Here is a 21,195-nt window from a genome sequence, read left to right on the forward strand (position 1 = left end):
TTCTGTTAGCTTCGGCCTAACGCCGCCAGCAGACTTTGAGCCGTCTGCAGATCCACGGTGTCTTGCCCTTCGGCGAATTGGTCAAAAACCGGCTGCAGCAGCTTTCGCCCCTCTGCCGGCGTACCGCGATCGGCCAGCAGCCTCGCCAAGTCGATAGCCGCGCGCAGCTCCCAGCCACGAGCGCCTTGGCGCCGGCTCAATTCGAGAGATTGAATGAAGCAGGCCTCCGCTTCGGCAACCCGGCGCTCTGGCAAGGCGAGCAAGGCACATCCCTTCACCCGTAGCGCTTCTGGCAAAAAGTAGAACTGCCCAGTATCCTTGACATGAATGATCGTTTCGTCGATCAGGGAGATGCCTTCATCGACTCGCCCGATCGATATAAGACCCTGCGTGAGAGCGATGTTAAACTCTGCCTTGCGCTGCGTGAGGACCATGTTGAACTCAGCGGTGCGCGCGTTGAGGTGCGTGAGACATTCCTGCAGGGTCTGGACCCCCTCCTGCGGATTGCCGCTGTAGATAGCTAGCGCCCCCTTGTAAGCGCGTCCGACATGAAGATTAGGGGCCAAAGAATGAGTTCCTGCGAGCGAGATCAACCAGTCCACATGCTCTTCGGCGTTTTGAAAGTCGCCAACCCAAATGAGGACACCCGGAATCCAACTTAGGGTCGTCACAAGCGAGGCGGGATTGCTGCTACGCTTGGCGTCGTTGAGTGTCCGCCACGCACGTTCAATAGCCTGTGCCGGAAAACCCTGCGCCCACAGCGTCCGCATCAGCACGACACCGGCCAATATGTGCTCATCGATCCCTAGATAGGTCCGATCGGTGCTCGACCAATGACCCAGCGCAGCCTCAAGCTCCGTGCGGGCGCTTGCGTATTCACCCACGAAGTGGAGGGCCCTTCCAAGGGCCGACTGCGCAAGGGCCGTCGCGTCCGACTCCGCAAGGACTTCCGCAATTGCGCGGGCGCGCTTTGCGTGATCCAACGCGAGCCTGAATTCTGCCTGACGGGCACAGAAAAGAGTCAGCGTCCACAACATCTCGACTTGCGCGAATGAATTGCGGAGTGCCTCGGCAATCGCCAGCCCTCTATTCAAAGCCGCCCGCGCCGCTTCGTTGGGACCATGTATGTGCAGCGACGCGACGCCCAGACCCGCCTGAAGCTGCATCTCCTCTGGACCGCTGTCGGCCCTGCCATCGATCGCCAGGATGGCGCGTTCCGCCCAACGATAACATTCCGGCAACAGCGACATTGTCAGAAAAGCCGGCGCCGCGGCCGCCGCAAGCTTGATCCCAAGAATTGCATCGCCCTGTTCGCCAAAACACCATTCCAGCGCAGCACGAGTATTGTTGAGCGCAGCAAAATGCGGGGACCGCTCGCCTCCGGTCGACAATGCCGGCCATTGACCGCCGTACTGCTCGAGCCACCGTCGGTAGTAGGTCGCGTGGCGCGCCGCCAGCTCAGTCGCTTCGGCATTATCGATCGCAATGTTGAGAACGTAGGCACGCGTCGTATCAAGCAGCCGATAGCGCATCATGGCACCTGTTGGACGCGTTGCAACCATCGATTTGCCAACAAGGCTGTCTATGGCACTGAGGACCTTCGCTTGATCGAGGACGGTGTCTGTGACGACGGCCAAAGCGGCGTCGAGGGTAAAATGCCCGACAAACACCCCAAGCCGGCGCAGCACGGTGCGTTCCAACTCTGAGAGAAGTTCATAGCTCCAATCGAGCGTCGCCTGCAGAGTCCTTTGCCGCGGCGTCGCGCTGCGTTGTCCAAGCAGTGGCAGCGTAAAATGTTGGTCAAGGAGGCTTTCGGTCTGATCAAGTCCGTAGGCCTCCACACGCCTGGCGGCCAGCTCGATTGCCAAAGCCACACCGTCAAGTTTCCGGCAGATGCGGCCTACTACTGCGACCTCAGCGTCGCTGAGGTCTATGCGAGCGCCACCTGCTATCGCGCATTCAATGAACAGCCGTGGCGCGGGAAAAGTCTGCGCAATTGCGCTTGGGACCTCTGTATCCTCGGGCGGGCAGGCAAGCGTATCCAGGCGGTAGACTTGTTCACCTTCGACCTGAAGGACCTCACGACTGGTCGCTAAGATGTGGACGCCCGCCGTCTCCGCGTAAATCTGCGATGCAAGTGCCGCGACGGCGTCAACGAGATGCTCGCAAGTGTCGAGAATGATGAGGATCCGCCGGCCGCGTAGATAGGTGATCAAGGCCGATGTCGTATCTTCCGACTGAACTGATAACCCCAGCATTGAAGCGATCGCCGTAGCCACCAGACCGGGATCGCCCAGCGCGCTGAGATCAACGAGGAGAACCGCGCCGTTGAACGCCTCGAATAGATGATGGCCGACGGCCACTGCCACTGTGGTCTTGCCGACACCACCGCTGCCGACGATGCTGACAAAGCGCCCAGCGATCAAATGATCGGATATGCGCAGAATGTCCTCGTCGCGTCCGACCATGTCGGGCAAGCGTTCCGGCAAATTGGTGTATGGAAAGGCCGGTGCGACGGATGGCGCTGTTTCGATTTCGTCGTGCGGGCGCGTAACCGGCGCCACGAAGCAATAGCCCCGTCCGGCCAGTGTGGTGATGTACCTGGCTCCGTCTTTGCCGTCGCCGAGTGCCTTGCGCAGATTGGCCATATGAAAGCGCAGGCTGTGCTCTTCGACCGTCACATCGGGCCAGACGCGCGACAGCAGCTCTTTCTTGCTGATGATTTCATTGGGTCTGGAGACCAGCGCAGTCAGGATGTCCAGAGCTCGGGCGCCCAATTCGACCGAGACGCCTTGTCGGGTCAGCAGCCGTTCGCTCGGGCTTAGTCGAAAGAGCCCAAATGACACGACATCCCTGCTTGGCGCTACCGCCGGAACCATCCCGTTTCTCGCCGCCCAGTGCTCTGAGTTTAGGACAAGGGCCTGGGCCCAACATAAGGGGCCTGCCAAGCCCCTTCATCAGGTATCTTGGTCGCGTTGGTAACACCTTACAACATCTTACAACGCATAACGGGCCATCCGTCACGCATGAGTGTAGCTCTGTGGTCGTCGCCTGACGGGCGCAGTGATTGGGCCTCGAATTTTGGCGACGGCAAGAAAGAGCGCACCGTGAAAGACAAGAGCGAGAACGAAAAAGGCAAAGTTATCTACACCGCCAAAATCCGTACAACTGGCGGGCGCGACCAGGGCATCTCGCGCAGTTCTGACGGTTATCTCGATGTCAAGCTGGCGGCTCCTGGCTCAGGCCGCATAGGCACCAATCCAGAACAGTTGTTCGCGGCCGGTTGGTCGGCCTGTTTCGAGGCTGCCATTGCGCTCGCAGCGCGCAAAAGAAGCGTCGCCTTGCGCGACGTCACGATCGACGCCGAGGTCGATCTGCACCTTGCTGACAACAACGATTACTTTCTGAGCGCGCGTTTCAACATCAGCATTCCCGGGATTGACGCAGCCGTGGCGCAAGACCTCGTCCGGAAGGCAGAAAGACTTTGCCCGTACTCGAAAGCAACGCACGGCAACATCAAAGTCGCTCTCAAAGTTTTCCCGGAGTAGGAAATGCGAGCTCTGTTGTTTTGAGTATGAAGGTGACAGATATGACCAGGGCGGTTCCCATCACGCGTTTTACGGCTTCACCATTGCGTCTGGTAGAGCGTCTGCGTTGTTTCCCCGCGGCCGCGAGGCAGCGTCTGATGGCGTTCGTATTTTGCATAGCTCTCGTCAGCCTGATGATCACGACGCCTCGTCCCGACCCTCTCCTCGGGTTCATGGCAATCCTTGCAATTGCCTCGGGAGCCGGTGCTTTCGCAGACCGGACCGCTGCGCGGGGGGCTTTACATCGAACGGTGCGGGCCGCCACGGCCATGGCGTTTGGAGTGCTCGTCGTGGCCGTGCTCGTCGCGGTGTCGCCTTGGATCATGAGCGACCTGGACAAAGATCTGATGCCGGGCGGCGCAGCAATGGATCTGCCTATGCATTCCTCGTTGGCAGCGACGCCAAAAAAGGGGGAATCAAGGACTCCGAGCGATGTCCGCTAGCGCTGTGTTGCCGCGATTGAGCCGGAGCTTGTCGGACCCGCTTTCCGCAGACCGCGCGTCCCTTCTCTTTGCCATTAGGCTGTGGATGTCGGTCTGCCTGGCACTGCTGGTCGCGTTATGGCTGCAGCTCGACAACCCTTACTGGGCTGGTGCTTCCGCTTCGGTCGTTTGCCAACCACAGTTGGGTGCTTCACTGCGCAAGGGCTGGTTTCGCATGATTGGGACCATCGCCGGCGCCGTCGTAATCGTCGTCCTGACGGCATGCTTCGCCCAAGATCGGATTGCTTATCTTGGCATGCTGGCGTTGTGGGCTGGCTTATGTGCCTTCGCCGCGACCGCGTTCAAGAACTTCGCATCCTATGGAGCGGCGCTTGCGGGCTACACAGCGGGAATCATTGCTGCCAACAATCTTGGCGCGACCGGTGGAGCGAGCCCGGATGTCTTCCTGTTGGCGGTCTGGCGCGTGACCGAGATCTGTGTCGGGATTGCGTGCGCCGGTCTTGTCCTCGCCGGCACCGACTTCGGTGGGGCGCGGCGCAGACTTGCGGCCTTATTCGCGGATCTGACAACCGAGATTGCTGCGGGGTTCAGCAACATGCTGGAGCGAGCAGGATCAGGTGCGCCGGATCGGCAATTAGCGCGGCGCGAGATCCTGAGGCGGGTCATCGCGCTCGATCCTATTGTTGATCAGACGCTTGGAGAATCCAGCCATGTGCGTCTTCATGCTGCAGTGGTGGAGGCAGCCGTCCGCGGCCTTCTTCGGGCAATCGATGGGTGGCGCACAGCAGCAGCGCATTTGAGTCGTTTGCCGGATCAAGCGAGCGGGAAGGCTCAAGCCCTCCTGCGCTGCATTCCCGCAGAGTTGCGATCGGCCTCGGAGCCGCGCGTGCCACGCAGTTCGCTGAATGATCCTACGACCCTGAGCTGCGCATACGAGCGGGCGGCGCAGGCACTGTTCGCGATCCCGGCCGACACGCCGTCGTGGCGGTTGCTCGCTGACGAGACCGCAAAGGTCCTGACCGGCATGGCGGACGCGCTGGACGGAGTGGCCTTGCTCGTCGACGCACCAAACCGCTCGCTGCGCCCACATTCCAGCTTTCGCCCCGGCGTGGCGGATTGGCTGCCCGCGACCATCAATGGCGCGCGCGCCTGTCTAGCGGTTGGCGCGGTAACGTTGTTCTGGATCGCCACCGCCTGGCCCAATGGCGCGGCGGCCATCTTCCTGGTGATGATAGTCCTGCTGTTGCTGGGGCCACGAGGCGACGGCGCGTATGGCGGCGCAATAGCGTTTGTGTTGGGAATCGCAGTAGCCATTGTGTGTACTGCGATCACCAAATTTGCGCTGTTGCCGGCATTCCAGAGCTTCCCTGCCCTGTGTGCCGTCCTTGGCGTTTTCATTTTGCCGCTGGGGTTTGCCTTGGCACGAAGCAAACAGCCCGCGGCGAAAGCAATCTTCACCACTGCCTCGCTCGCTTATGTCCCGCTCCTCGCGCCCACCAATGAGATGAGCTACAACACGGCTGAATTTTACAACTCTGCCCTGTCGGCCATTGTCGGCGCAGGCATCGGAGCGTTGGCATTCGCCCTGCTGCCGCCTCTGCCGCCGACTGTTCGTGCTCGCCGCCTGCTTGCGCTCACTTTGCGTGACCTGCGCCGCGTCGCCGCCGGCGGATGGCTGCCAACGTTCGAGGACTGGGAGCGCCGCATCTTCGCCCGGCTGGCTGCCTTGCCCGATCAGGCCGACCCGCTGCAGCGCGCGCAACTACTGGCGGCACTGTCGGTTGGCACCGAAATTATTTGGCTTCGCCACTTCTGCGTCAACCTCGGCACAGCGGCCGAGCAGCTCCAGCATGCGTTCGGCGCGCTCGCGCTGGGTGACAGCAGCGCCGCGATCGGCCAGCTCCGTCTGATCGATGGACTTCTCGCATCCGCCGAACCGCGAGCACGGGCGGAGAGCTCTCTACACGCCCGCGGCGGCCTTCTGCTGATGTGCGAGGCGCTGTCCGAGCATGCCGCATACTTCGATGAGGAGAAAGCCGATGCATTTGGTTGAGATCGATCTGTTCGGCGTCTACGTGGCGCCAATCTCCCTGATGCTGGTGGGGACCTGGCTGATCACCATCGGCCTGCGCGAGGCCGGCGGTCGCATCGGTTTGCTGCGATACGTCTGGCACCCGGCGCTGTTCGTGTTCTCCGTATACGTCATCATTCTCTCGTCGTGGATCCTGATCGTGACAAGGAGTTGGTCATGACCATTTCTGAAATCAAATCGCGAAGTAATCCGACGGCCCTAGACCCGACCACTAGTCCGCCTGTCGTGCCCGAAATTGTCTTGCCCGCTCAGCACCACGCGTTGCCTTCGCGGGTCGTCGCGTTCGCCATCACCGTGGCGACCACGGTTGTTGCGGCACTGCTCGGATGGGCCATGTGGGGTGCCTATATGGAAACGCCGTGGACGCGCAATGCCACCGTGCGCGCCTATGTGGTCACCATGGCGCCCGAGGTCGCCGGACGCATCATCGAGCTTCCGGTCGTCGACAACCAGTTCGTCCACAAAGACGACCTGCTGATGGTGATTGATCCTACCAACTACACCATTGCCGTCGGCCAGGCGACGGCGCAAGTCCAGCAAGCTCAGGCGAATGTGCAGGATATTGATGCACAGATGGTCGTTCAACAGGCGCATATCGACGTCAGCAAAGCTCAATTGGACCAGGCGCGTGCCGCGCTCGTGTTTGCCGATCAGCAGGCCGTCCGCTACGAAGCCCTGGCCCGAAACGGCTCAGGCAGCGTACAGAATGCACAACAGTTCGCATCCCAATGGCAGCAGCAAAAGGCGGCCGTTGAGACAGCAGTGAACAATCTCAATCTGGCGCAGCGGCAAGTCGAAACATTGAAGGCGCAGTACTCGAGCGCCGAGGCGACCCTCGCGCAGGCCAATTCCCAGCTGCAGCAGGCGCAAGTAAATTTGCAGCGAACGCGCATTCTCTCGCCGGTAGACGGCTATGTGACCAACTTGTCGGCGCATATGGGCGATTACTTGAATGTCGGCGTCAATGCCATCGCGCTTGTCGATGTGAAATCGTATTGGGTCGATGGTTATTTCGAGGAAACGAGCCTGGCATCGATCCGCGTGGGCGATCCGGCAAAGATCAAGCTGATGGGCCATTCTCAGCCGATAAGTGGCCGCGTCGACAGCATCGCCCGTGCGATCAACGTTTCCAATGCCCAGCCCAACAATCAAGGGATTGCCACGGTGAATCCTATTTTCACCTGGGTGCGACTAGCCCAGCGTATCCCGGTGCGTATCCACATTGATGAAATCCCGGAGGATGTCGTTCTTTCTGCCGGCATGACGGCCACCGTTGAGATCGATCGACCGTCGACAGAAATTAGAAGCGCAAGTCTTGCTCCTTAAGAATGCAGCCGATAGCGAAAAGGCGGCCTTCGTCGCGTTTGCGGCTCATTCCAGACTGACGATTTGGGGCCGGAGAACGAACCCGCCGCGCGGGATGGGCGCGTGGGGTGAGGTAGAGATCACGAGCCGGACGTGGCGCTCGCATCTTTGGATCTCGTGCCGCTGACGCCGGGTTTGGTCGTCGACGCAGATGAGTTCAGGATCGACTGCTTCCAAGTCCGACATCGCGATACCGATAGCTACGGGTTCGTATTCGAGACGCCGCCGCGTCGACACCTTCGCCCGGACCGTTTGGCGGCGCTAGGTGTGCCGGATGGTCCAATCAGAAAGGAACTGGCGGAGGGCCGTTCCATCATCCGCGGCGATAGCAAGACGGTTGCACCTGAAGATGTTCTTGGGCCGCCCGAAGGCGCCAAGAAGCTCGTCATTATCGGCGATACCGAGACCACCGATGGTTTGAGAGAACAGGTACGCGGCGCCGATCTGCTGGTCATCGAAGCCACGTTCCTTCAACGAGATTCAGCCATGGCCCGCGAGTACGGCCATCTCACAGCGGCGGAAGCCGCATCGGTGGCGGCGAACAACGATGTGAAGCACCTCTTTCTCACCCACATCTCCGGCCGCTATTCTGATGAGGAAATCCTAGCCGAGGCCATGCAGACGTTTGCGAGCTCTGCGGTCGCAACGGATTTCACAATCCTGACGGTCTAGGGGCGCGTACTCTTGTCCGCTTTTGAAAGGTAAAGTGGACTCGCGGCCCCGGGTACTGGGCCTAGATCGATCGTATCTGATCCCAAAGCGCTTTGGGTTCCCATAGCTCGAACGATGACATTCAGGATCGGCATCATTTCGGACACACACGGCTTGTTGAGGCCCGAGGCAGAGCGTCGCCTGGCCGGTGTGGATCATATCATTCACGGCGGAGATATAGGCAGGCCAGAGATCATCGCCGCGCTTCGAAGGATTGCGCCGGTCACCGCCATCAGAGGAAACGTGGACACCGGAACCTGGGCCGCGCAGTACGCTGACACTGAGCGCGTGCGGCTTGCGGGGCGAACGATCTATGTGCTTCACGACTTGAAGACGCTGCAGATCTCGCCGGCCGCGCTTGGCATCGACATGGTAATCTCGGGCCACTCTCACATTCCCAAGATTGAGACTGTCGATGGGGTGCTCTACTTAAATCCCGGGAGCGCCGGCCGGCAGCGCTTCAAGCTGCCGATCACGTTGGCGACGGTCGATGTCACGCCCAGCAACATGCAACCGGTCATTCACGAACTCGGCGACGCTTGATGCGTCCCACGCGCCCTGGCCTCGTTTTAGCGGCTGGTTTCAGGCGAAGGCAAACGACATCGCGAGGGCCCGTGGCGTTGACAAGAAACCAATATCCGCATTTGGAGAAAATAGCGCGCCGTCGGAATGATCTATATGAGGCGGTGGGTTCAACCGGTCACCGCAACACCTTCTGTAGCCTATCGGCGGGCGTTTCGAAGTCCAGGGTTTTTCGGGGGCGCTGATTGAGCCGCAGGGCGACGCCGTCGAGTTGGGCCTGCGAGACCTGCGAGAAGTTGGTTGTTCTCGGGAAGTACTGCCTGAGCAGACCGTTGGTATTTTCGTTGCTGCCGCGTTGCCAGGGACTGCGCGGATCGCAGAAGTAGACCTGTAGATTGGTTGCGACGGTGAAGCTCTTATGACGAGCCATCTCCTTGCCCTGGTCCCATGTCAACGAGCGCCGCAGCTCTTGGGGCAAAGTGCCGATCTTCTCGGCGAGGGCCGCCACGACGGTCGCCGAGTCCCTTCTCCCCAACTTCACAAGCATCGTGAACCGGCTGTGCCGCTCGACGAGGGTGACGATGTTTGTGTCGTTCGCTCCGGTGAGCAGATCACCCTCCCATGGCCTGGGATGGCACGATCCTCCGCCTCTGCGGGACGCTCGCGGATGGAGACCATATCGAGGATTTGACCTTGCCCCGTTCGGCTCTCTGCACCTTTGCCGAGGCGCATCTGTCTTTTGGTGCGCAGGTGTGCTGTCAGTTCCTTCTTGAGCACCCCTCGCGACTGGATGAATAGGCTGCGATAGATCGCTTCATGAGATATCCGCATGCTTGGATCGCCTGGGTACGCTCGCCTCAGCCAGCCCGCAATCTGCTCCGGCGACCATTGCAGCGCCAGCTTTTGCGCCACCCGCCACCGTAGCCGTCCAGAGCGCGCCAGGCGACATGGCTTCGGGCGTAGCGCGCGCTGCCAAGCCTGCTTGTCGGCCCGGGTTGCGCGATACGTTTGTGCACCGCCATTGCGAGAGATCTCCCGACATATTGTCGATGGGGATCGCCCGAGACTTCGTGCAATAGCGCGTATCGCGAGACCCGCCGCGATCCCGCGAGAGATTTCTTCGCGCTCCGCCAGCCCGAGCGCCGAGGCTGCTCTACGCCTTGCTGAGGGAGCAATGCCGCCGTGCAAGGATACGATCCGCTGAACGCCGGTCTTGTTCCGGCGGTCCAGTGCCCGCGAGATCGACGAAATGCTCTGACCTTGCTTCCATCGCTCCCAAAGCTCGGCCTTCTGCCCTGACGTAAACCAGATCCGTGACGTCACCATGCAACACCCTCTCAGATTAAGAGTGTTGCGGCGACCGGTTGAACACACCGGCATATCATGGCCCTTCACGGCCGTGAAAAGCTGAGGCTGCTTCCTGTCGCGGAGCGCGAGCACGGCTCCAAGCTCGAAGCGTGGATCAACGCCGCGCTCGACGCGATGCAGATCGCCCGTGGCTTCGAGCCGTTAGGTAATCAGGCGCAATCAACTCGACTGGTCGGTGGCCGTGCAACAATCCCCTTGGTGACTCGGTATCACCTATGGTGAGACCTTGCATCGGCGTGTACACACAGATCGCGCCCGGCGTGAACCTCAAAAGGGCAGCAGCAACGGAACCAGGATCACGCTCACGATCAGGACGATGATGGAGAAGGGAACGCCGATGCGGACAAAATCCCCAAACGAGTAGCGCCCCGGCGCAACCACCAGCGTGTTCACAGGCGAGGAAACCGGCGTCATGAAGGCTGTCGAGGCCGCCAGTGCGACGGTCATGGCGAATGGATAGGGCGACACACCCAATTCGTGGGCCACGGCAAGGGCGACCGGGGCCATCAGCACCGCAGTTGCCGTGTTTGAGATGAACATACCCAGAGCAGCCGTGATCGCGAAGAGCATTGCAAGGACAATGCTGTTTCCGGCCCCGGCGGTGAGAGTCTTCAGGCCTTCCGCCGCCAGGTCGACCCCACCCGTTCGCTCCAGAGCGACGGAAAACGGCAACATGCCGACGATCAGGACGATCGTTTTCCAGTCGATTGATCGATAGGCGCTCGCGAAGTCGACGCAGCCGAGCACGCCCATGAGAAGGCAGCCGATGAGGGCCGCCTGCACATTCGGCACGATGCCGCTGACCATCAGACCGATGACGAAAAGGAGACAAATCACCGCGTGCAATGACTTTCCGGGGACTGGAAGCCGTTCCTCGATCTCGACGGGCAATTTGATGACGACAAGATCTTTCGTATCGGTCCGATACCGCTCGATTTCCTTCCAGGATCCGATCACCAGCAGCGTATCGCCGGTCTGAAGTCTCTCGGCCAGGAGATTGTCCGTGTGCGGGCCGTCGCCGCGGTTCAGGCCGACGGCCGTCAACCCGAACCGCGTCCGCAGCTCGGCCTCCACAACCGTCTTGCCGATGAGTTCCGACGTCGGCGGCACGATGGTCTCCGCCATGCCGATCTCTTGTGATCGGTCCGCGAAATAGCCGCCGCTCAATGGCAGATCTTCCAGGGCCATCGGCGCCTGGAGCTCGTCGAATTTACCGCCGGGAGCCGTCAGGTCGATCAGGAGAATGTCGCCGGCCCGCAACTCCGTGTTGACGGTAGGCCTGAGAATTTCCTTTCCGAACTTGTGACTACGCTCGATCGCCAGGATGTTGGCGCCCGATGTGCTTGGCAGGTCCAACTGCTCCAGATTCCTTCCGACCAAGGGAGAACGGTCGGAAATCTTCACCCGCCGCTCTCGATGAGCAAGCCTGTATTCCTCCACCCACGCCCCGAACGTCGCCTGTTGGGATGCTTTCGGCTCGTTTTCGCCAGGCAGCCAGCGTCGGGCAAAGATCATGTACACGATCGCAAGACCAAGAACCGGAAGGCCGAACGGGGTGAAACTGAAGAAGCCAAAGCCTGGCACGCCGTTCCGCTCGAGCTCGCTGTTGACGACAAGGTTGGGCGCGGTGGCCACGAGGGTCATCATGCCGCTGATGAGGGCAGCGAAGCTGAGCGGCATCATCAGCCGTCCCGGGCCTATGCCGGTGCTTTGCGAAATACGCAGTACGACGGGAATGAAAATCGCGGTTACTGCCGTCGAACTCATCGTCGCCCCCAGCGAACAGACGACCAGCATGAGGAGCACGGTCAGCCGGAGCTCGTTTGATCCCGCTCTTGCAATGAGCCAGTCGCCGAGCTGCTGAGCGACACCTGTGCGCACCAATCCGTCGCCGATGACAAAAAGAGCCGCGATGAGGACGATGTTCGGATCGCTGAAGCCCGCCAGCGCCTCTCCCATCGACAGCACGCCGGTAAAAGGCAGCGCCACCAGCATGATAAGCGCGACGGCGTCCAACCTTGGCTTGTTGACCGCGAACATGACAATCGCGGAGACCAGCAGGGCAAGGACAAGCCCGAGTTCTGCATTCATTTTGCGTCCCTGTTCAATGGCAACCAACCCGCGCGGGCGATTTCCTCAATTGAAGGCATCTTGGCTCGTTGTTGGCGGTCGGCGGCGGAATGGAAGGCATTCGTTCGGTGAAGGCTATCCGAGAGACGGGATTCCCACCAGCAAGGCTTGCACCGACACCAGGGGAAGACTGCCTTCGACGGCAGATGCTTCAGCGTATCGGAACCGCGGAGACTGATACGTCGACATGCATGCCGGTCGGATCTCCGGCGCTGCCGACGAAGCCTCCCGAGATTGGAAGGGCCTGCGAGGCTTCGCGGGTCACCCCCACGCGGATCAGGTTGGCGCCTGCGACCAGCCCGTTGGTCGGGTCGTACTCGACCCAGCCGGCGCCCGGAAGATAGACACCGCACCAGGCGTGCGTACTGCCGCCTCCGCGCGTCGTGCCGGAGGTGTCGTCGTAGAGGTACCCGGTGACGAAGCGGGTGGCCAGGCCGAAGCTTCGCAGCGCCTCCATCATCAGGACAGCGAAGTCGCGGCAGGTACCGGTGCCGAGTTCAATTGTCTGGGCGGCTGTCTGCGTGCCTTCCTCATGGCGGGCGCCGTAGCGGAATTGCTGCTGGATGGCGCGAGTCATCGCCTCCAATACTTTCAACGTGTTCGTGCTACCGGCCTCGGCGACCACGCGCCGCGCCCAAGCCTCGACCTTGCGGTCCGTGTCCGGCATTTGCAGTTCGGTCAGACGCCCCAGATCAGCGGTTTCGCTCCGGTCGTAGGAGAGCGGGAATTTTTCGGCCGCGGGCTCAAGGCTGTATTGCGGGAGCGGCGGACCTTCGGGATGATGCGTCAAGTCCAGCGTCGAGACGATGCTTAGGCGCTTGGTCCAGAGCGTTTCGGGCCATTCGACGAAACAGATGGAATTGTCGAATGTGTCGTGCTTCCAGTAGATGGAGGCTGGCTCCGGCTCTATCTTGAGATCGGCGTGATGCAGCCTCAAATCGTGGCTGTCGTCGGGCCGCACCATCAGCCGGTGACGCAGAAGGCCGACCGGATTGCGGTAGGTGTACTCGGTCGTATGGACAATCTTGATCCGCGCCATTTCGCGTCCGTCCCGGCTTCCGAATGGTCCATTCCGTTCTGATTTCTGCGTACAGCTATTTCGCGGCATGGCCAAGGCGACCGATCGGAAACAACTACACCGCAAAGGATAAGGGCCCTACATCCGGTTCGTTCTCTGGCGCGACCGCGACCGCCTACCTGACCGCCCGGAACGTCGGCTTTCAGGAAGCGCATACGCGCCCTCAATCACCGAGATGAGGCGCAAACCTGCCGTCGTGGCTGTTCGCTCGGATGTCCGCTTTTGGGTTCGGCTACGGTCTGCTCAACGACCGACACGAGGCGCGAAGCCGTCGTTCCTGAGCCCTCGCGAGCATAGTGGATGGGTCAGGCCCGCCCTTTCGCACGCCGTTGCCGCCGATCACCGCACCCACCGTCGGAGACCCTTTCGAAATTCATGGCCTTGCGCTACGTCTCACAGATGACATCAACCGACGGAGAAAATTAACCAACAGGCCCAAAATCATTCGATCTAAAACTCATCAATTTATCTGAGAGCGCTCGCTTAATTCCTGATGAAAGAGGCGTAAAGTATTGATATGTAATAGTTGGTGGGCCCGGAGGGACTCGAACCCCCAACCAAGCGGTTATGAGCCGCCGGCTCTAACCATTGAGCTACAGGCCCCACGCGGGCTGGATTAATGTTTTTCGCTTTCCGGCACAAGGCTTTCCCGACGAGCTTTCGCGGAACGCCCAAATCAACCCATAATCGCGCTCTACGCGACCTCTTGCGACCGGATCGCAGACCAAGGAGATTTTCATGACCAGACATCTTTTGCCCCTCGCACTCGCCGCTGCAATCGCTTTTCCGGCGATGGCTGGAGCCGCCGATTCGCCAACGCCCGCCCGTATCATTGTTTCGGGTGAAGGCGAAGCGACCACCCCTCCCGACCTGGCGTTGCTGTCGCTCAGCGTGATGCGCGAAGCCAAGACGGCGCGGGCCGCACTCGACGCCAACAACGACGCCATGGCCGCCGTGATCGCGGCGATGAAGGCGGCCGGCATCAAGGATCGCGACCTGCAGACCGCGGGCATCCAGATCAACCCGCGCTACAACTACACCAACAAGCCCGACGGCAGCCAGGAGGCCGAGCTCGTCGCCTACCAGGTGACCAACACGCTGGCGGTGCGCGTGCGCGACATCGACAAGACGGGCGAGATCCTCGACAAGGCCGTGTCGCTCGGCGTCAACCAGGGTGGCGGCATCTCCTTCACCAACGACAATCCGGCGGCAACCATCGATGCGGCCCGCAAGAAAGCGGTGGCCAACGCGATCGCCAAGGCCAAGACGCTTGCCGAAGCCGCCGGCGTCAGCATTGGCCGGGTGCTGGAAATCTCCGACCAGAACATCGCGCCGCCGCCGATGGCAATCAACGCCAAGGCCTTCGATGCCGCCGCGGGTGCGGCGGTGCCGACGCAAGCCGGCGAGAACGCCTACAATGTTCAGGTCACCGTCACGTTCGAGCTGAAATAGGCAATTCGGATGCGTGGTCGGGCCCTGCCCGGCCGCGCCAACGGCAAAATGCGCGCATGAAAAACCCCGCGGGATCGCTCCCGCGGGGTTTTTTCGAGCCGCTCCCGCCCGATGAGACAGGGGCTCTGCTACTAAAGGCCTCAGCGATAGATAACCGGGCAGCCGCGTTCGTTGGCGAACACGATGACGACGCGGTCACCATCCTGGCGGCCCACGACCTTGACCACGCGGCGGTTGGCGTCGACGATGCGGGCGCGGTAGAGGCCCATGCGTTCGGCCTTGTCGAGGGCGCGATCCGGCGAGCAGCCGCGGCGCCAGCCGTCGCGGCGCCAGTCGTCACCGCGCCAGTCGTCACGGCGCTCATCGCGGCGATGCCGATAGCCGTCATCGCCGGTGTAGACGCCGAAGCGGGGATCCTGGTTGTTGCCGAAGCCGAGATAGAGGCTGTCGGCATGGGCAGGAACGGCCGTCAGCGCGCCGAGGCCGACCAGGGCCGAGAGGGTTGCCGTTTTCACCGTGTTGAACATGGTCTTCTCTCCTTGTTGCGGGCTTGCGCCCGTCCTCTTGAAAGCGATGATGGGAGAATGCGCCAGCCTGCCTGAACTGTTTACGAACCCGCCGTTCATCTGCGGTTCATGTGGCGGGAAAAGGAAATCTTGGCCAGGTTTCGAACAATGCGCGCCCAAAAATTCTTGCTCGGGTTGCTTGTTCGGAGCCGTGCGGACACGGACCTCAAGGCTCGTCGTCGAGCATATAGTCAAAATAATCTTCAGGCTCGGCCAGATCGGTCTCGCTCGCCTTGACCCGGCCGCGCATCGAGATGCCGGCGTCGTGCACGGTCTCGGCACTGCCCGACACCAGCCGGTGCCACCAATAGAGGTCGCGGCCCTCGGCCACCAGCCGGTAGGCGCAGGTGCTTGGCAGCCAGCTGATGGTGCGCACATTCTGCGGCGTCAGCCCGACGCAATCGGGGACGCGCGCCAGCCGGTTGGCATAGTCTGAACAGCGGCAGGTTTGCGCGTCGAACAGCCGGCAGCCGACACTGGTCCAGTAGATCTCGCCGGTGTCCTCGTCCTCGAGCTTCGACAGGCAGCATTTGCCGCAGCCATCGCACAGCGATTCCCACTCGGCCGGGCTCATCTGCTCCAGCGTCTTCGTTTTCCAGAACGGCGTTTCCATTTTGGGGATGTGGTCCCGGCCGTCGCCAAGGTCAAGCGCGACAACGGTTGAAATGCGGCCGCAGCCCGGTCGAATGACACGAAGTTGCCTTCAAAAGGCCGGCCAATCGCCCTGTACGGCATCTATCCCCACCAAACTGGAACCAATCGGGCCAAGATCGGTTTCGGCAAGGATGGGACCCCACAAGGAGAGTTTTCGATGAAACGCCAACCACGGATTCTGGCAGGCACCGCACTTGGCCTGCTGATGGCATCCGCGCCGTTGGGCGCGTACCCGCTTCAGGGAAGTGCCGCGTTCAGCCCCACGCAAGGCGGTGGAACACCGCTCATCCTGGCACAGGACGCCCCTGCCGACCAGGCACAGCCGACCGACCAGGAGCAGCCGCGCAAGAGGAAGCGCGATCAGCAGGCCCAACAGGCGCCGGCCGAGCAGGCAGCCCCCGCCGCCGAACAGCCTGCCCCAGCGGCCGAGGATCAGCAGCCGCGTAAGAAGAAGCACGAACAACAGCAACAGGCCCAACAGGCGCCGGCCGAACAGGCGGCACCCGCCGAGGAGCAGCAGCCACGCAGGAAGAAGCGCGACCAGCAGCAGCAGACCGAGCAGGCGCCGGCCGAACAGGCGGCACCCGCCGAAGCGCAGCAGCCGCGCAAGAAGAAGAACGATCAGCAGCAACAGACCGAGCAGGCGCCGGCCGAACAGGCGGCACCCGCCGAACCGCAGCAGCCGCGCAAGAAGAAGAACGATCAGCAGCAACAGACCGAGCAGGCGCCGGCCGAACAGGCGGCACCCGCCGAACCGCAGCAGCCACGCAGGAAGAAGCGCGACCAGCAGCAACAGACCGGGCAGGCGCCGGCCGAACAGGCTCCGGCTGGTGAGGCACAGCCCGCCAACGACAACCAGCCAGTCAAGCCCGGCAGGAAACACAAGCAGGACCAGCAGAAGGAGGCGCCTGCTGCCCCGGCGGTGACGCCGGAAGCCGCCCCCACGCCGAAGGAAGCTCCGGCCGGCCAAGCAACGACGCCGAAGGTTGAACCGGCACCTGCCGGCGAACAGCCCGCGACCCAGGGCGAGCAGTCCCAGGACAAGACAAAGAAGCGCGGCAGGAAGCCGGCGGGCGAACAGCCCGCCAATGGCGAGCAGCCGGCGACAGCCGAACAACCGCAGACGGGCAAGCAGCCCGTGACGGGTGAACAACCGGCCAATGGCGTGAAGCCGGCAACCGGTGAACAGCCCGCCAATGGCAACACGGCCGCGCCGGCCCAGGGCGAAAAACCCGTGCAGGGCGAAGCGCCCGCCGACAAGAACGCTGCCCCCATCCTCGACAGCCAGAAGGATGCCCAGCGCAAGGGCGGTGGCCGCAAGCACGGCGACCAGAACGGCCAGCAGAACGGCGAGCAGAATGGTGGCCAGAATGCCCAGCAAGGCGGCGACCAGAGCCAGAAGCCGGTGGTTGCTCCTGTCGACCAGGGTCCGCCTCCAACCGACGACAAGGCAGCCCAGCAGGAGATCAAGCCTGAAAAGCTCGTACCGGTGACGGAAGAGAAGGGCAAGCGCCTCGACCGGGCGCCCGACGAGAACATCCGTGACCGGCCCCGCCCCAAGGGCGTCGACGTGCTCAAGGAGATCGGCGATCGGGTCATCATCCAGCTCGGCGGCCAGACGATCGTGCAGAGCAATGAGGGCTCGAGGATGAACCGCGGCGCCAAGGACGTCTATTACGAGGATCTGTCACAGGGTCGTACACGCGAGACGATCCAGCGCGACAATGGCGTCCAGATCGTCACCATCCGCAACCGTTACGGCGATGTCATCCAGCGTTCGCGCATCACGCCGGATGGGCACGAATATGTGCTGAACTATGTCGACGAACGGGACTATCGGGATGACGGCGACTGGCGCGATCCCGGCGACGACCTGCCGCCGATGCGGCTCAACATTCCGCGCCGGCAATACATCCTCGATTCCGAGGATGTCGAAAGCGATGACGACTACTACACCTTCCTCGACCAGCCGCCAGTCGAGAGGGTCCAGCGTCTCTATTCGATCGACGAGGTCAAGCGTTCGGCCCGCGTGCGCGACATCGCACGCCGCGTCGACCTCGACACGCTGAACTTCGAATTCGGCTCCTCCTCGATCTCCGACACCGAGGTGCAGAAGCTCGAGGGCGTCGCCAACGCCATGGAGAAACTGCTGAAGAAGAACCCCGCCGAGACCTTCCTGATCGAAGGCCACACCGACGCCGTCGGCACGCCGGAGGCGAACCTTGCTTTGTCGGACCGCCGCGCCGAAGCGGTCGCCGAAGCGCTGACCAGTGCCTTTGGGATCCCGCCGGAGAACCTGACGACGCAGGGCTATGGCGAGGAGTATCTGAAGGTCAACACCTCGGCGCCCAACCGCGAGAACCGGCGCGTCGCCATCCGCCGCATCACCTCGCTGGTGGCACCGGTCGCCAGCAATAATTAGGTCATGATTTCAAAACCATGACCTGGTTTGCGGACTCAAGGCAAGAAGCACCCATCCCCGGCTCGATCGGGGATGGGAAAGATTCGGATCAGGGCTCCGGGCTCAAGAAGATTTGTACCGGCACCGGAGCCGGCTCATTGAATCACAGGCTTGCTCATCCCAGATTCAGGGCTGGGCGTTCCCTGCCCCGTCCCGACTCCAGCGGGATGCATTGAGCCCCGCCGGCCCTCTCCGGCGGGGTTTTTTTGCCATCTTGCAAAAGGCATCGCCCTGGCCGAAATACGGCCTGACCACCGACCAGTGAAAAACCGGAACCATTCATGAAGCGTCTCGAACAGGCCATCGAATCGATCATCCTCGCCTCGCGCTGGCTGCTGGTCGCCTTCTATATCGGGCTCGGCCTGGCACTGGCGGTCTATGTCTTGTCCTTCGGCAAGAAGCTTTACGAATTCATCACCACGGTATTCATGCTCGGCGACACCGACACCATCCTGAAGATGCTCGGCCTGATCGATGCGGCGCTGGTCGCCTCGCTGGTGGTGATGGTCATCATCTCGGGCTACGAGAACTTCGTCAGCCGCTTCGACGACCAAGGCGGCGGCGTGCACTGGCTGGGCACGATCGATGTCGGTTCGCTGAAGGTCAAGGTCGCCTCGACCATCGTGGCAATCTCCTCCATTCATCTCTTGCAGGTGTTCCTCAACTCATCGTCCTATTCGACCGACCAGTTGATGTGGCTGACCATCATCCACCTCGCCTTCGTCGTCTCGGCGCTGATGCTGGCCTATATCGACCGGCTGATGGGTTTGAGCAAAGGCAAGAAGGAGGCGGCAGGCTGACACTTCGTCACAGACTGCCCGAGGCCTCCCGACTTAGTCATTCCTAGGGCGGAGCAGCCGCGTAGCGGCGTCGCGAAGACCCTGGGATCCATTCCGTGCTATCGGCCATAGAGTGCAGCGGCGCAGAATTGTGCGCCGTGGTGACACGCCAGAGTCCCGGCATGGATCCTGGGGTCTGCGCCGCGTCGCTTCGCTCCTTGCTTCGCCCCAGAATGACGAAACTGTTGGAGCCAATCTCGAAATGATGTGCCCTGCGTCGAAGGGCTAGTAGATGCTCCTGATCTTGCTGTCCGTGCGGGCAAACACCTCGTCCGGCACGAAAAAGTCGCCGGCCAGCGGCCCGGTCGCGCCGGGCGCATAGATCGAAAAATCGCTGACACCCTCGGCGCGCAGCACCTCTTCGTCGATGTAGAAATTGCCTGATGCCTCGCGCGACGGCCGCATGAAGATGGCATGCGCCGCGTCGGCCATGATGTCGGGCGACCGGCTCATCGCCGCGACCGTTGCGCCGCCGAGCAGATTGCGCACCGCCGCGGTGTCGATGGTCGAGATCGGCCACAGCGAATTAACGGCGATGCCGTCCTTGGCGAACTCCGCGCTCATCCCCAGCGTGCACATCGACATGCCGAACTTGGCCATGGTGTAGGCGACATGGTTCTTGAACCACTTGGCCTTCATGTCAAGCGGCGGCGCCAGATTCAGGATGTGAGGATTGCCGGCTAACTTCAGGTGCGGAATGCACATTTTGGACACCACGAAGGTGCCGCGCGTGTTGATCTGATGCATCAGATCGTAGCGCTTCATGTCGGTCTCCAGCGTGCCGGTGAGCTGTATGGCGCTGGCATTGTTGACGCAGATGTCGATGCCTCCGAATTTCTCCACCGTCTTTGCAACAGCCTCGGCCACCTGCGCCTCCTCGCGGATGTCGCACAGCACGGGCAGCGCCTTGCCGCCGGCCTGCTCGATCTCTTCAGCGGCACTGTAGATCGTGCCCGGCAGCTTCGGATGCGGCTCGGCGGTCTTGGCGGCGATCGTCACATTGGCGCCGTCGCGCGCCGCGCGCAGCGCGATCGCCAGCCCGATGCCACGCGACCCGCCGGAGATGAACAGCGTCTTTCCCTTGAGCGACATTTTTCCTCCGCGTGCGTTGTTTGTTGCGCGATCCTTGCGCGCGCCGCAGCGGGATACAAGAGCTTGCGATGCATCGCCAGGGTGACGCTGCGGAGGCTGTTTGGCTGGGCGCGCCGGATATTTCTTGGGTTTACCGGGAGACCAGTATATATTCTATACAAATAGGCAGAATATAGAATGGCACTCTCGATCAAGAACATGGAAGTCGAGCGACTGGCGCGCGAACTTGCCCGCCGGCGTAGCGTCTCGGTGACGGAAGCAATCCGCCAGAGCCTTGAGCGCGAGATCGCGCGCGAACGGCTGGTGCCGCGTGAAGAAAGCGCCGATCTGTTTCAGCGGTTGATGGCGATTGCCGACAGCGCCGGAAAAATTCCCGAACGAGAAAATGCTATGACCGATGACGAAATCCTCGGTTATGACGAGCTCGGAATCCCGACGAAATGATCATCGATTCCTCGGCCTTGATCGCCATTCTGCGTCTCGAGCCGGGCTACGAACGTTTCGTGCTCGCGATCACGCAAGCCAGGAGACGGCTGCTGGCGGCACCGACCTTTCTTGAAACGACGATGGTGCTAGCGGGCGGCCGGCAAGACGAAATCCTGGATCGCCTCGACCACTTGCTGCACACCGCCTCGATCGAGACAATCCCGTTCACGGCTGACCACGCCGTCGTCGCCCGCCAGGCCTTCCTGCGGTATGGCAAGGGTCGGCACCCGGCGGCACTGAACTTCGGTGACTGCATCGCCTATGCAACGGCGAGGCTCGAAGCCATGCCATTGTTGTTCAAAGGCGACGATTTCCGGCTGACCGATATTGAAGCGGCGGTCTGATCGAT

At 61.7% G+C, this 21,195-nt stretch carries 17 protein-coding genes, 1 tRNA gene and 3 pseudogenes; 12 read left to right on the forward strand and 9 right to left on the reverse strand.

The window, feature by feature from the left end:
• Positions 1–5: 5 nt before the first annotated feature.
• Positions 6–2,846: a winged helix-turn-helix domain-containing protein gene (locus ACWGS8_RS12095; protein WP_454581137.1), complete on the reverse strand. Its 2,841-nt coding sequence runs from the start codon at positions 2,844–2,846 to the stop codon at positions 6–8.
• A 180-nt stretch (positions 2,847–3,026) separates the two neighbouring features.
• On the opposite strand from ACWGS8_RS12095, the gene ACWGS8_RS12100 reads away from it, so the two are divergent.
• The 7 genes and pseudogenes from ACWGS8_RS12100 to ACWGS8_RS12130 all read left to right on the forward strand — a co-directional run bounded on the left by ACWGS8_RS12100 (position 3,027) and on the right by ACWGS8_RS12130 (position 8,741).
• A complete protein-coding gene (locus tag ACWGS8_RS12100; protein WP_454581138.1) occupies positions 3,027–3,548 on the forward strand; it encodes an organic hydroperoxide resistance protein in 522 nt (173 codons plus the stop codon).
• A gap of 137 nt (positions 3,549–3,685) precedes the next feature.
• The gene (locus ACWGS8_RS12105; RefSeq protein WP_454581139.1) at positions 3,686–4,030 is read left to right on the forward strand and encodes a hypothetical protein; all 345 of its coding nucleotides are present in this window, start codon (positions 3,686–3,688) and stop codon (positions 4,028–4,030) included.
• Positions 4,031–4,058: 28 nt separating this feature from the next.
• Positions 4,059–6,083, forward strand: coding sequence for an FUSC family protein (locus tag ACWGS8_RS12110; protein ID WP_454581140.1), 2,025 nt, complete (start codon positions 4,059–4,061; stop codon positions 6,081–6,083).
• Complete coding sequence (locus ACWGS8_RS12115; protein WP_454581141.1) at positions 6,070–6,282, forward strand: DUF1656 domain-containing protein; 213 nt, start codon at positions 6,070–6,072, stop codon at positions 6,280–6,282. The genes ACWGS8_RS12110 and ACWGS8_RS12115 overlap by 14 nt, the downstream gene beginning before the upstream one ends.
• Positions 6,279–7,448, forward strand: coding sequence for an HlyD family secretion protein (locus tag ACWGS8_RS12120; protein ID WP_454581142.1), 1,170 nt, complete (start codon positions 6,279–6,281; stop codon positions 7,446–7,448). The genes ACWGS8_RS12115 and ACWGS8_RS12120 overlap by 4 nt, the downstream gene beginning before the upstream one ends.
• A gap of 147 nt (positions 7,449–7,595) precedes the next feature.
• A pseudogene (locus ACWGS8_RS12125) lies at positions 7,596–8,159 on the forward strand (MBL fold metallo-hydrolase); the annotation flags it as partial.
• A 114-nt stretch (positions 8,160–8,273) separates the two neighbouring features.
• Positions 8,274–8,741: a metallophosphoesterase family protein gene (locus tag ACWGS8_RS12130; protein ID WP_454581143.1), complete on the forward strand. Its 468-nt coding sequence runs from the start codon at positions 8,274–8,276 to the stop codon at positions 8,739–8,741.
• Positions 8,742–8,890: 149 nt separating this feature from the next.
• On the opposite strand, the pseudogene ACWGS8_RS12135 reads toward ACWGS8_RS12130, so the two are convergent.
• From ACWGS8_RS12135 to ACWGS8_RS12155, 5 genes and pseudogenes are all read right to left on the reverse strand, one after another.
• Positions 8,891–10,046, reverse strand: a pseudogene (locus tag ACWGS8_RS12135) (IS30 family transposase).
• A gap of 99 nt (positions 10,047–10,145) precedes the next feature.
• Positions 10,146–10,208, reverse strand: a pseudogene (locus ACWGS8_RS12140) (hypothetical protein); the annotation flags it as partial.
• A gap of 147 nt (positions 10,209–10,355) precedes the next feature.
• Complete coding sequence (locus ACWGS8_RS12145) at positions 10,356–12,179, reverse strand: SLC13 family permease (RefSeq protein ID WP_454581144.1); 1,824 nt, start codon at positions 12,177–12,179, stop codon at positions 10,356–10,358.
• 190 nt (positions 12,180–12,369) lie between these two features.
• A complete protein-coding gene (locus ACWGS8_RS12150) occupies positions 12,370–13,257 on the reverse strand; it encodes a transglutaminase family protein (protein WP_454581145.1) in 888 nt (295 codons plus the stop codon).
• Between the two features lie 566 nt (positions 13,258–13,823).
• Positions 13,824–13,899, reverse strand: a tRNA-Ile gene (locus ACWGS8_RS12155).
• Positions 13,900–14,034: 135 nt separating this feature from the next.
• Between ACWGS8_RS12155 and ACWGS8_RS12160 the strand changes: the two genes are divergently transcribed.
• Entirely contained in the window at positions 14,035–14,748 is a 714-nt protein-coding gene (locus tag ACWGS8_RS12160) for an SIMPL domain-containing protein (RefSeq protein ID WP_454581146.1), read from the forward strand.
• A 140-nt stretch (positions 14,749–14,888) separates the two neighbouring features.
• Here ACWGS8_RS12160 and ACWGS8_RS12165 read toward each other — a convergent pair whose 3' ends face one another.
• Together ACWGS8_RS12165 and ACWGS8_RS12170 are read right to left on the reverse strand one after the other, a co-directional pair.
• A complete protein-coding gene (locus tag ACWGS8_RS12165) occupies positions 14,889–15,275 on the reverse strand; it encodes a hypothetical protein (RefSeq protein ID WP_454581147.1) in 387 nt (128 codons plus the stop codon).
• Between the two features lie 205 nt (positions 15,276–15,480).
• Positions 15,481–15,927, reverse strand: coding sequence for a YcgN family cysteine cluster protein (locus tag ACWGS8_RS12170; RefSeq protein ID WP_454581148.1), 447 nt, complete (start codon positions 15,925–15,927; stop codon positions 15,481–15,483).
• A 198-nt stretch (positions 15,928–16,125) separates the two neighbouring features.
• Between ACWGS8_RS12170 and ACWGS8_RS12175 the strand changes: the two genes are divergently transcribed.
• Together ACWGS8_RS12175 and ACWGS8_RS12180 are read left to right on the forward strand one after the other, a co-directional pair.
• The gene (locus ACWGS8_RS12175; RefSeq protein ID WP_454581149.1) at positions 16,126–18,390 is read left to right on the forward strand and encodes an OmpA family protein; all 2,265 of its coding nucleotides are present in this window, start codon (positions 16,126–16,128) and stop codon (positions 18,388–18,390) included.
• A 320-nt stretch (positions 18,391–18,710) separates the two neighbouring features.
• Positions 18,711–19,229 (forward strand): TIGR00645 family protein, encoded by a 519-nt coding sequence (locus ACWGS8_RS12180; RefSeq protein WP_454581150.1) that lies wholly within the window; start codon positions 18,711–18,713, stop codon positions 19,227–19,229.
• 264 nt (positions 19,230–19,493) lie between these two features.
• Here the strand turns inward: ACWGS8_RS12180 and ACWGS8_RS12185 are convergent, their stop codons facing one another.
• Positions 19,494–20,360 (reverse strand): SDR family oxidoreductase, encoded by an 867-nt coding sequence (locus ACWGS8_RS12185; protein ID WP_454581151.1) that lies wholly within the window; start codon positions 20,358–20,360, stop codon positions 19,494–19,496.
• 177 nt (positions 20,361–20,537) lie between these two features.
• Between ACWGS8_RS12185 and ACWGS8_RS12190 the strand changes: the two genes are divergently transcribed.
• Entirely contained in the window at positions 20,538–20,804 is a 267-nt protein-coding gene (locus ACWGS8_RS12190) for a type II toxin-antitoxin system VapB family antitoxin (protein WP_454581152.1), read from the forward strand.
• Positions 20,801–21,190, forward strand: a complete 390-nt coding sequence (locus tag ACWGS8_RS12195; protein ID WP_454581153.1) for a type II toxin-antitoxin system VapC family toxin — start codon at positions 20,801–20,803, stop codon at positions 21,188–21,190. The genes ACWGS8_RS12190 and ACWGS8_RS12195 overlap by 4 nt, the downstream gene beginning before the upstream one ends.
• The last annotated feature ends 5 nt before the right edge of the window (positions 21,191–21,195 follow it).

The organism is Mesorhizobium sp. 43Arga (genome assembly GCF_053714255.1).

Coding starts and splice junctions, on each gene's coding strand:
- ACWGS8_RS12160 (WP_454581146.1), top strand. CDS start 14,035: ATGACCAGACATCTTTTGCCCCTCGCACTCGCCGCTGCAATCGCTTTT.
- ACWGS8_RS12145 (WP_454581144.1), bottom strand. CDS start 12,179: ATGAATGCAGAACTCGGGCTTGTCCTTGCCCTGCTGGTCTCCGCGATT.
- ACWGS8_RS12190 (WP_454581152.1), top strand. CDS start 20,538: ATGGCACTCTCGATCAAGAACATGGAAGTCGAGCGACTGGCGCGCGAA.
- ACWGS8_RS12185 (WP_454581151.1), bottom strand. CDS start 20,360: ATGTCGCTCAAGGGAAAGACGCTGTTCATCTCCGGCGGGTCGCGTGGC.
- ACWGS8_RS12195 (WP_454581153.1), top strand. CDS start 20,801: ATGATCATCGATTCCTCGGCCTTGATCGCCATTCTGCGTCTCGAGCCG.
- ACWGS8_RS12100 (WP_454581138.1), top strand. CDS start 3,027: ATGAGTGTAGCTCTGTGGTCGTCGCCTGACGGGCGCAGTGATTGGGCC.
- ACWGS8_RS12165 (WP_454581147.1), bottom strand. CDS start 15,275: ATGTTCAACACGGTGAAAACGGCAACCCTCTCGGCCCTGGTCGGCCTC.
- ACWGS8_RS12130 (WP_454581143.1), top strand. CDS start 8,274: ATGACATTCAGGATCGGCATCATTTCGGACACACACGGCTTGTTGAGG.
- ACWGS8_RS12150 (WP_454581145.1), bottom strand. CDS start 13,257: ATGGCGCGGATCAAGATTGTCCATACGACCGAGTACACCTACCGCAAT.
- ACWGS8_RS12115 (WP_454581141.1), top strand. CDS start 6,070: ATGCATTTGGTTGAGATCGATCTGTTCGGCGTCTACGTGGCGCCAATC.
- ACWGS8_RS12105 (WP_454581139.1), top strand. CDS start 3,686: ATGGCGTTCGTATTTTGCATAGCTCTCGTCAGCCTGATGATCACGACG.
- ACWGS8_RS12180 (WP_454581150.1), top strand. CDS start 18,711: ATGAAGCGTCTCGAACAGGCCATCGAATCGATCATCCTCGCCTCGCGC.
- ACWGS8_RS12175 (WP_454581149.1), top strand. CDS start 16,126: ATGAAACGCCAACCACGGATTCTGGCAGGCACCGCACTTGGCCTGCTG.
- ACWGS8_RS12120 (WP_454581142.1), top strand. CDS start 6,279: ATGACCATTTCTGAAATCAAATCGCGAAGTAATCCGACGGCCCTAGAC.
- ACWGS8_RS12170 (WP_454581148.1), bottom strand. CDS start 15,927: ATGGAAACGCCGTTCTGGAAAACGAAGACGCTGGAGCAGATGAGCCCG.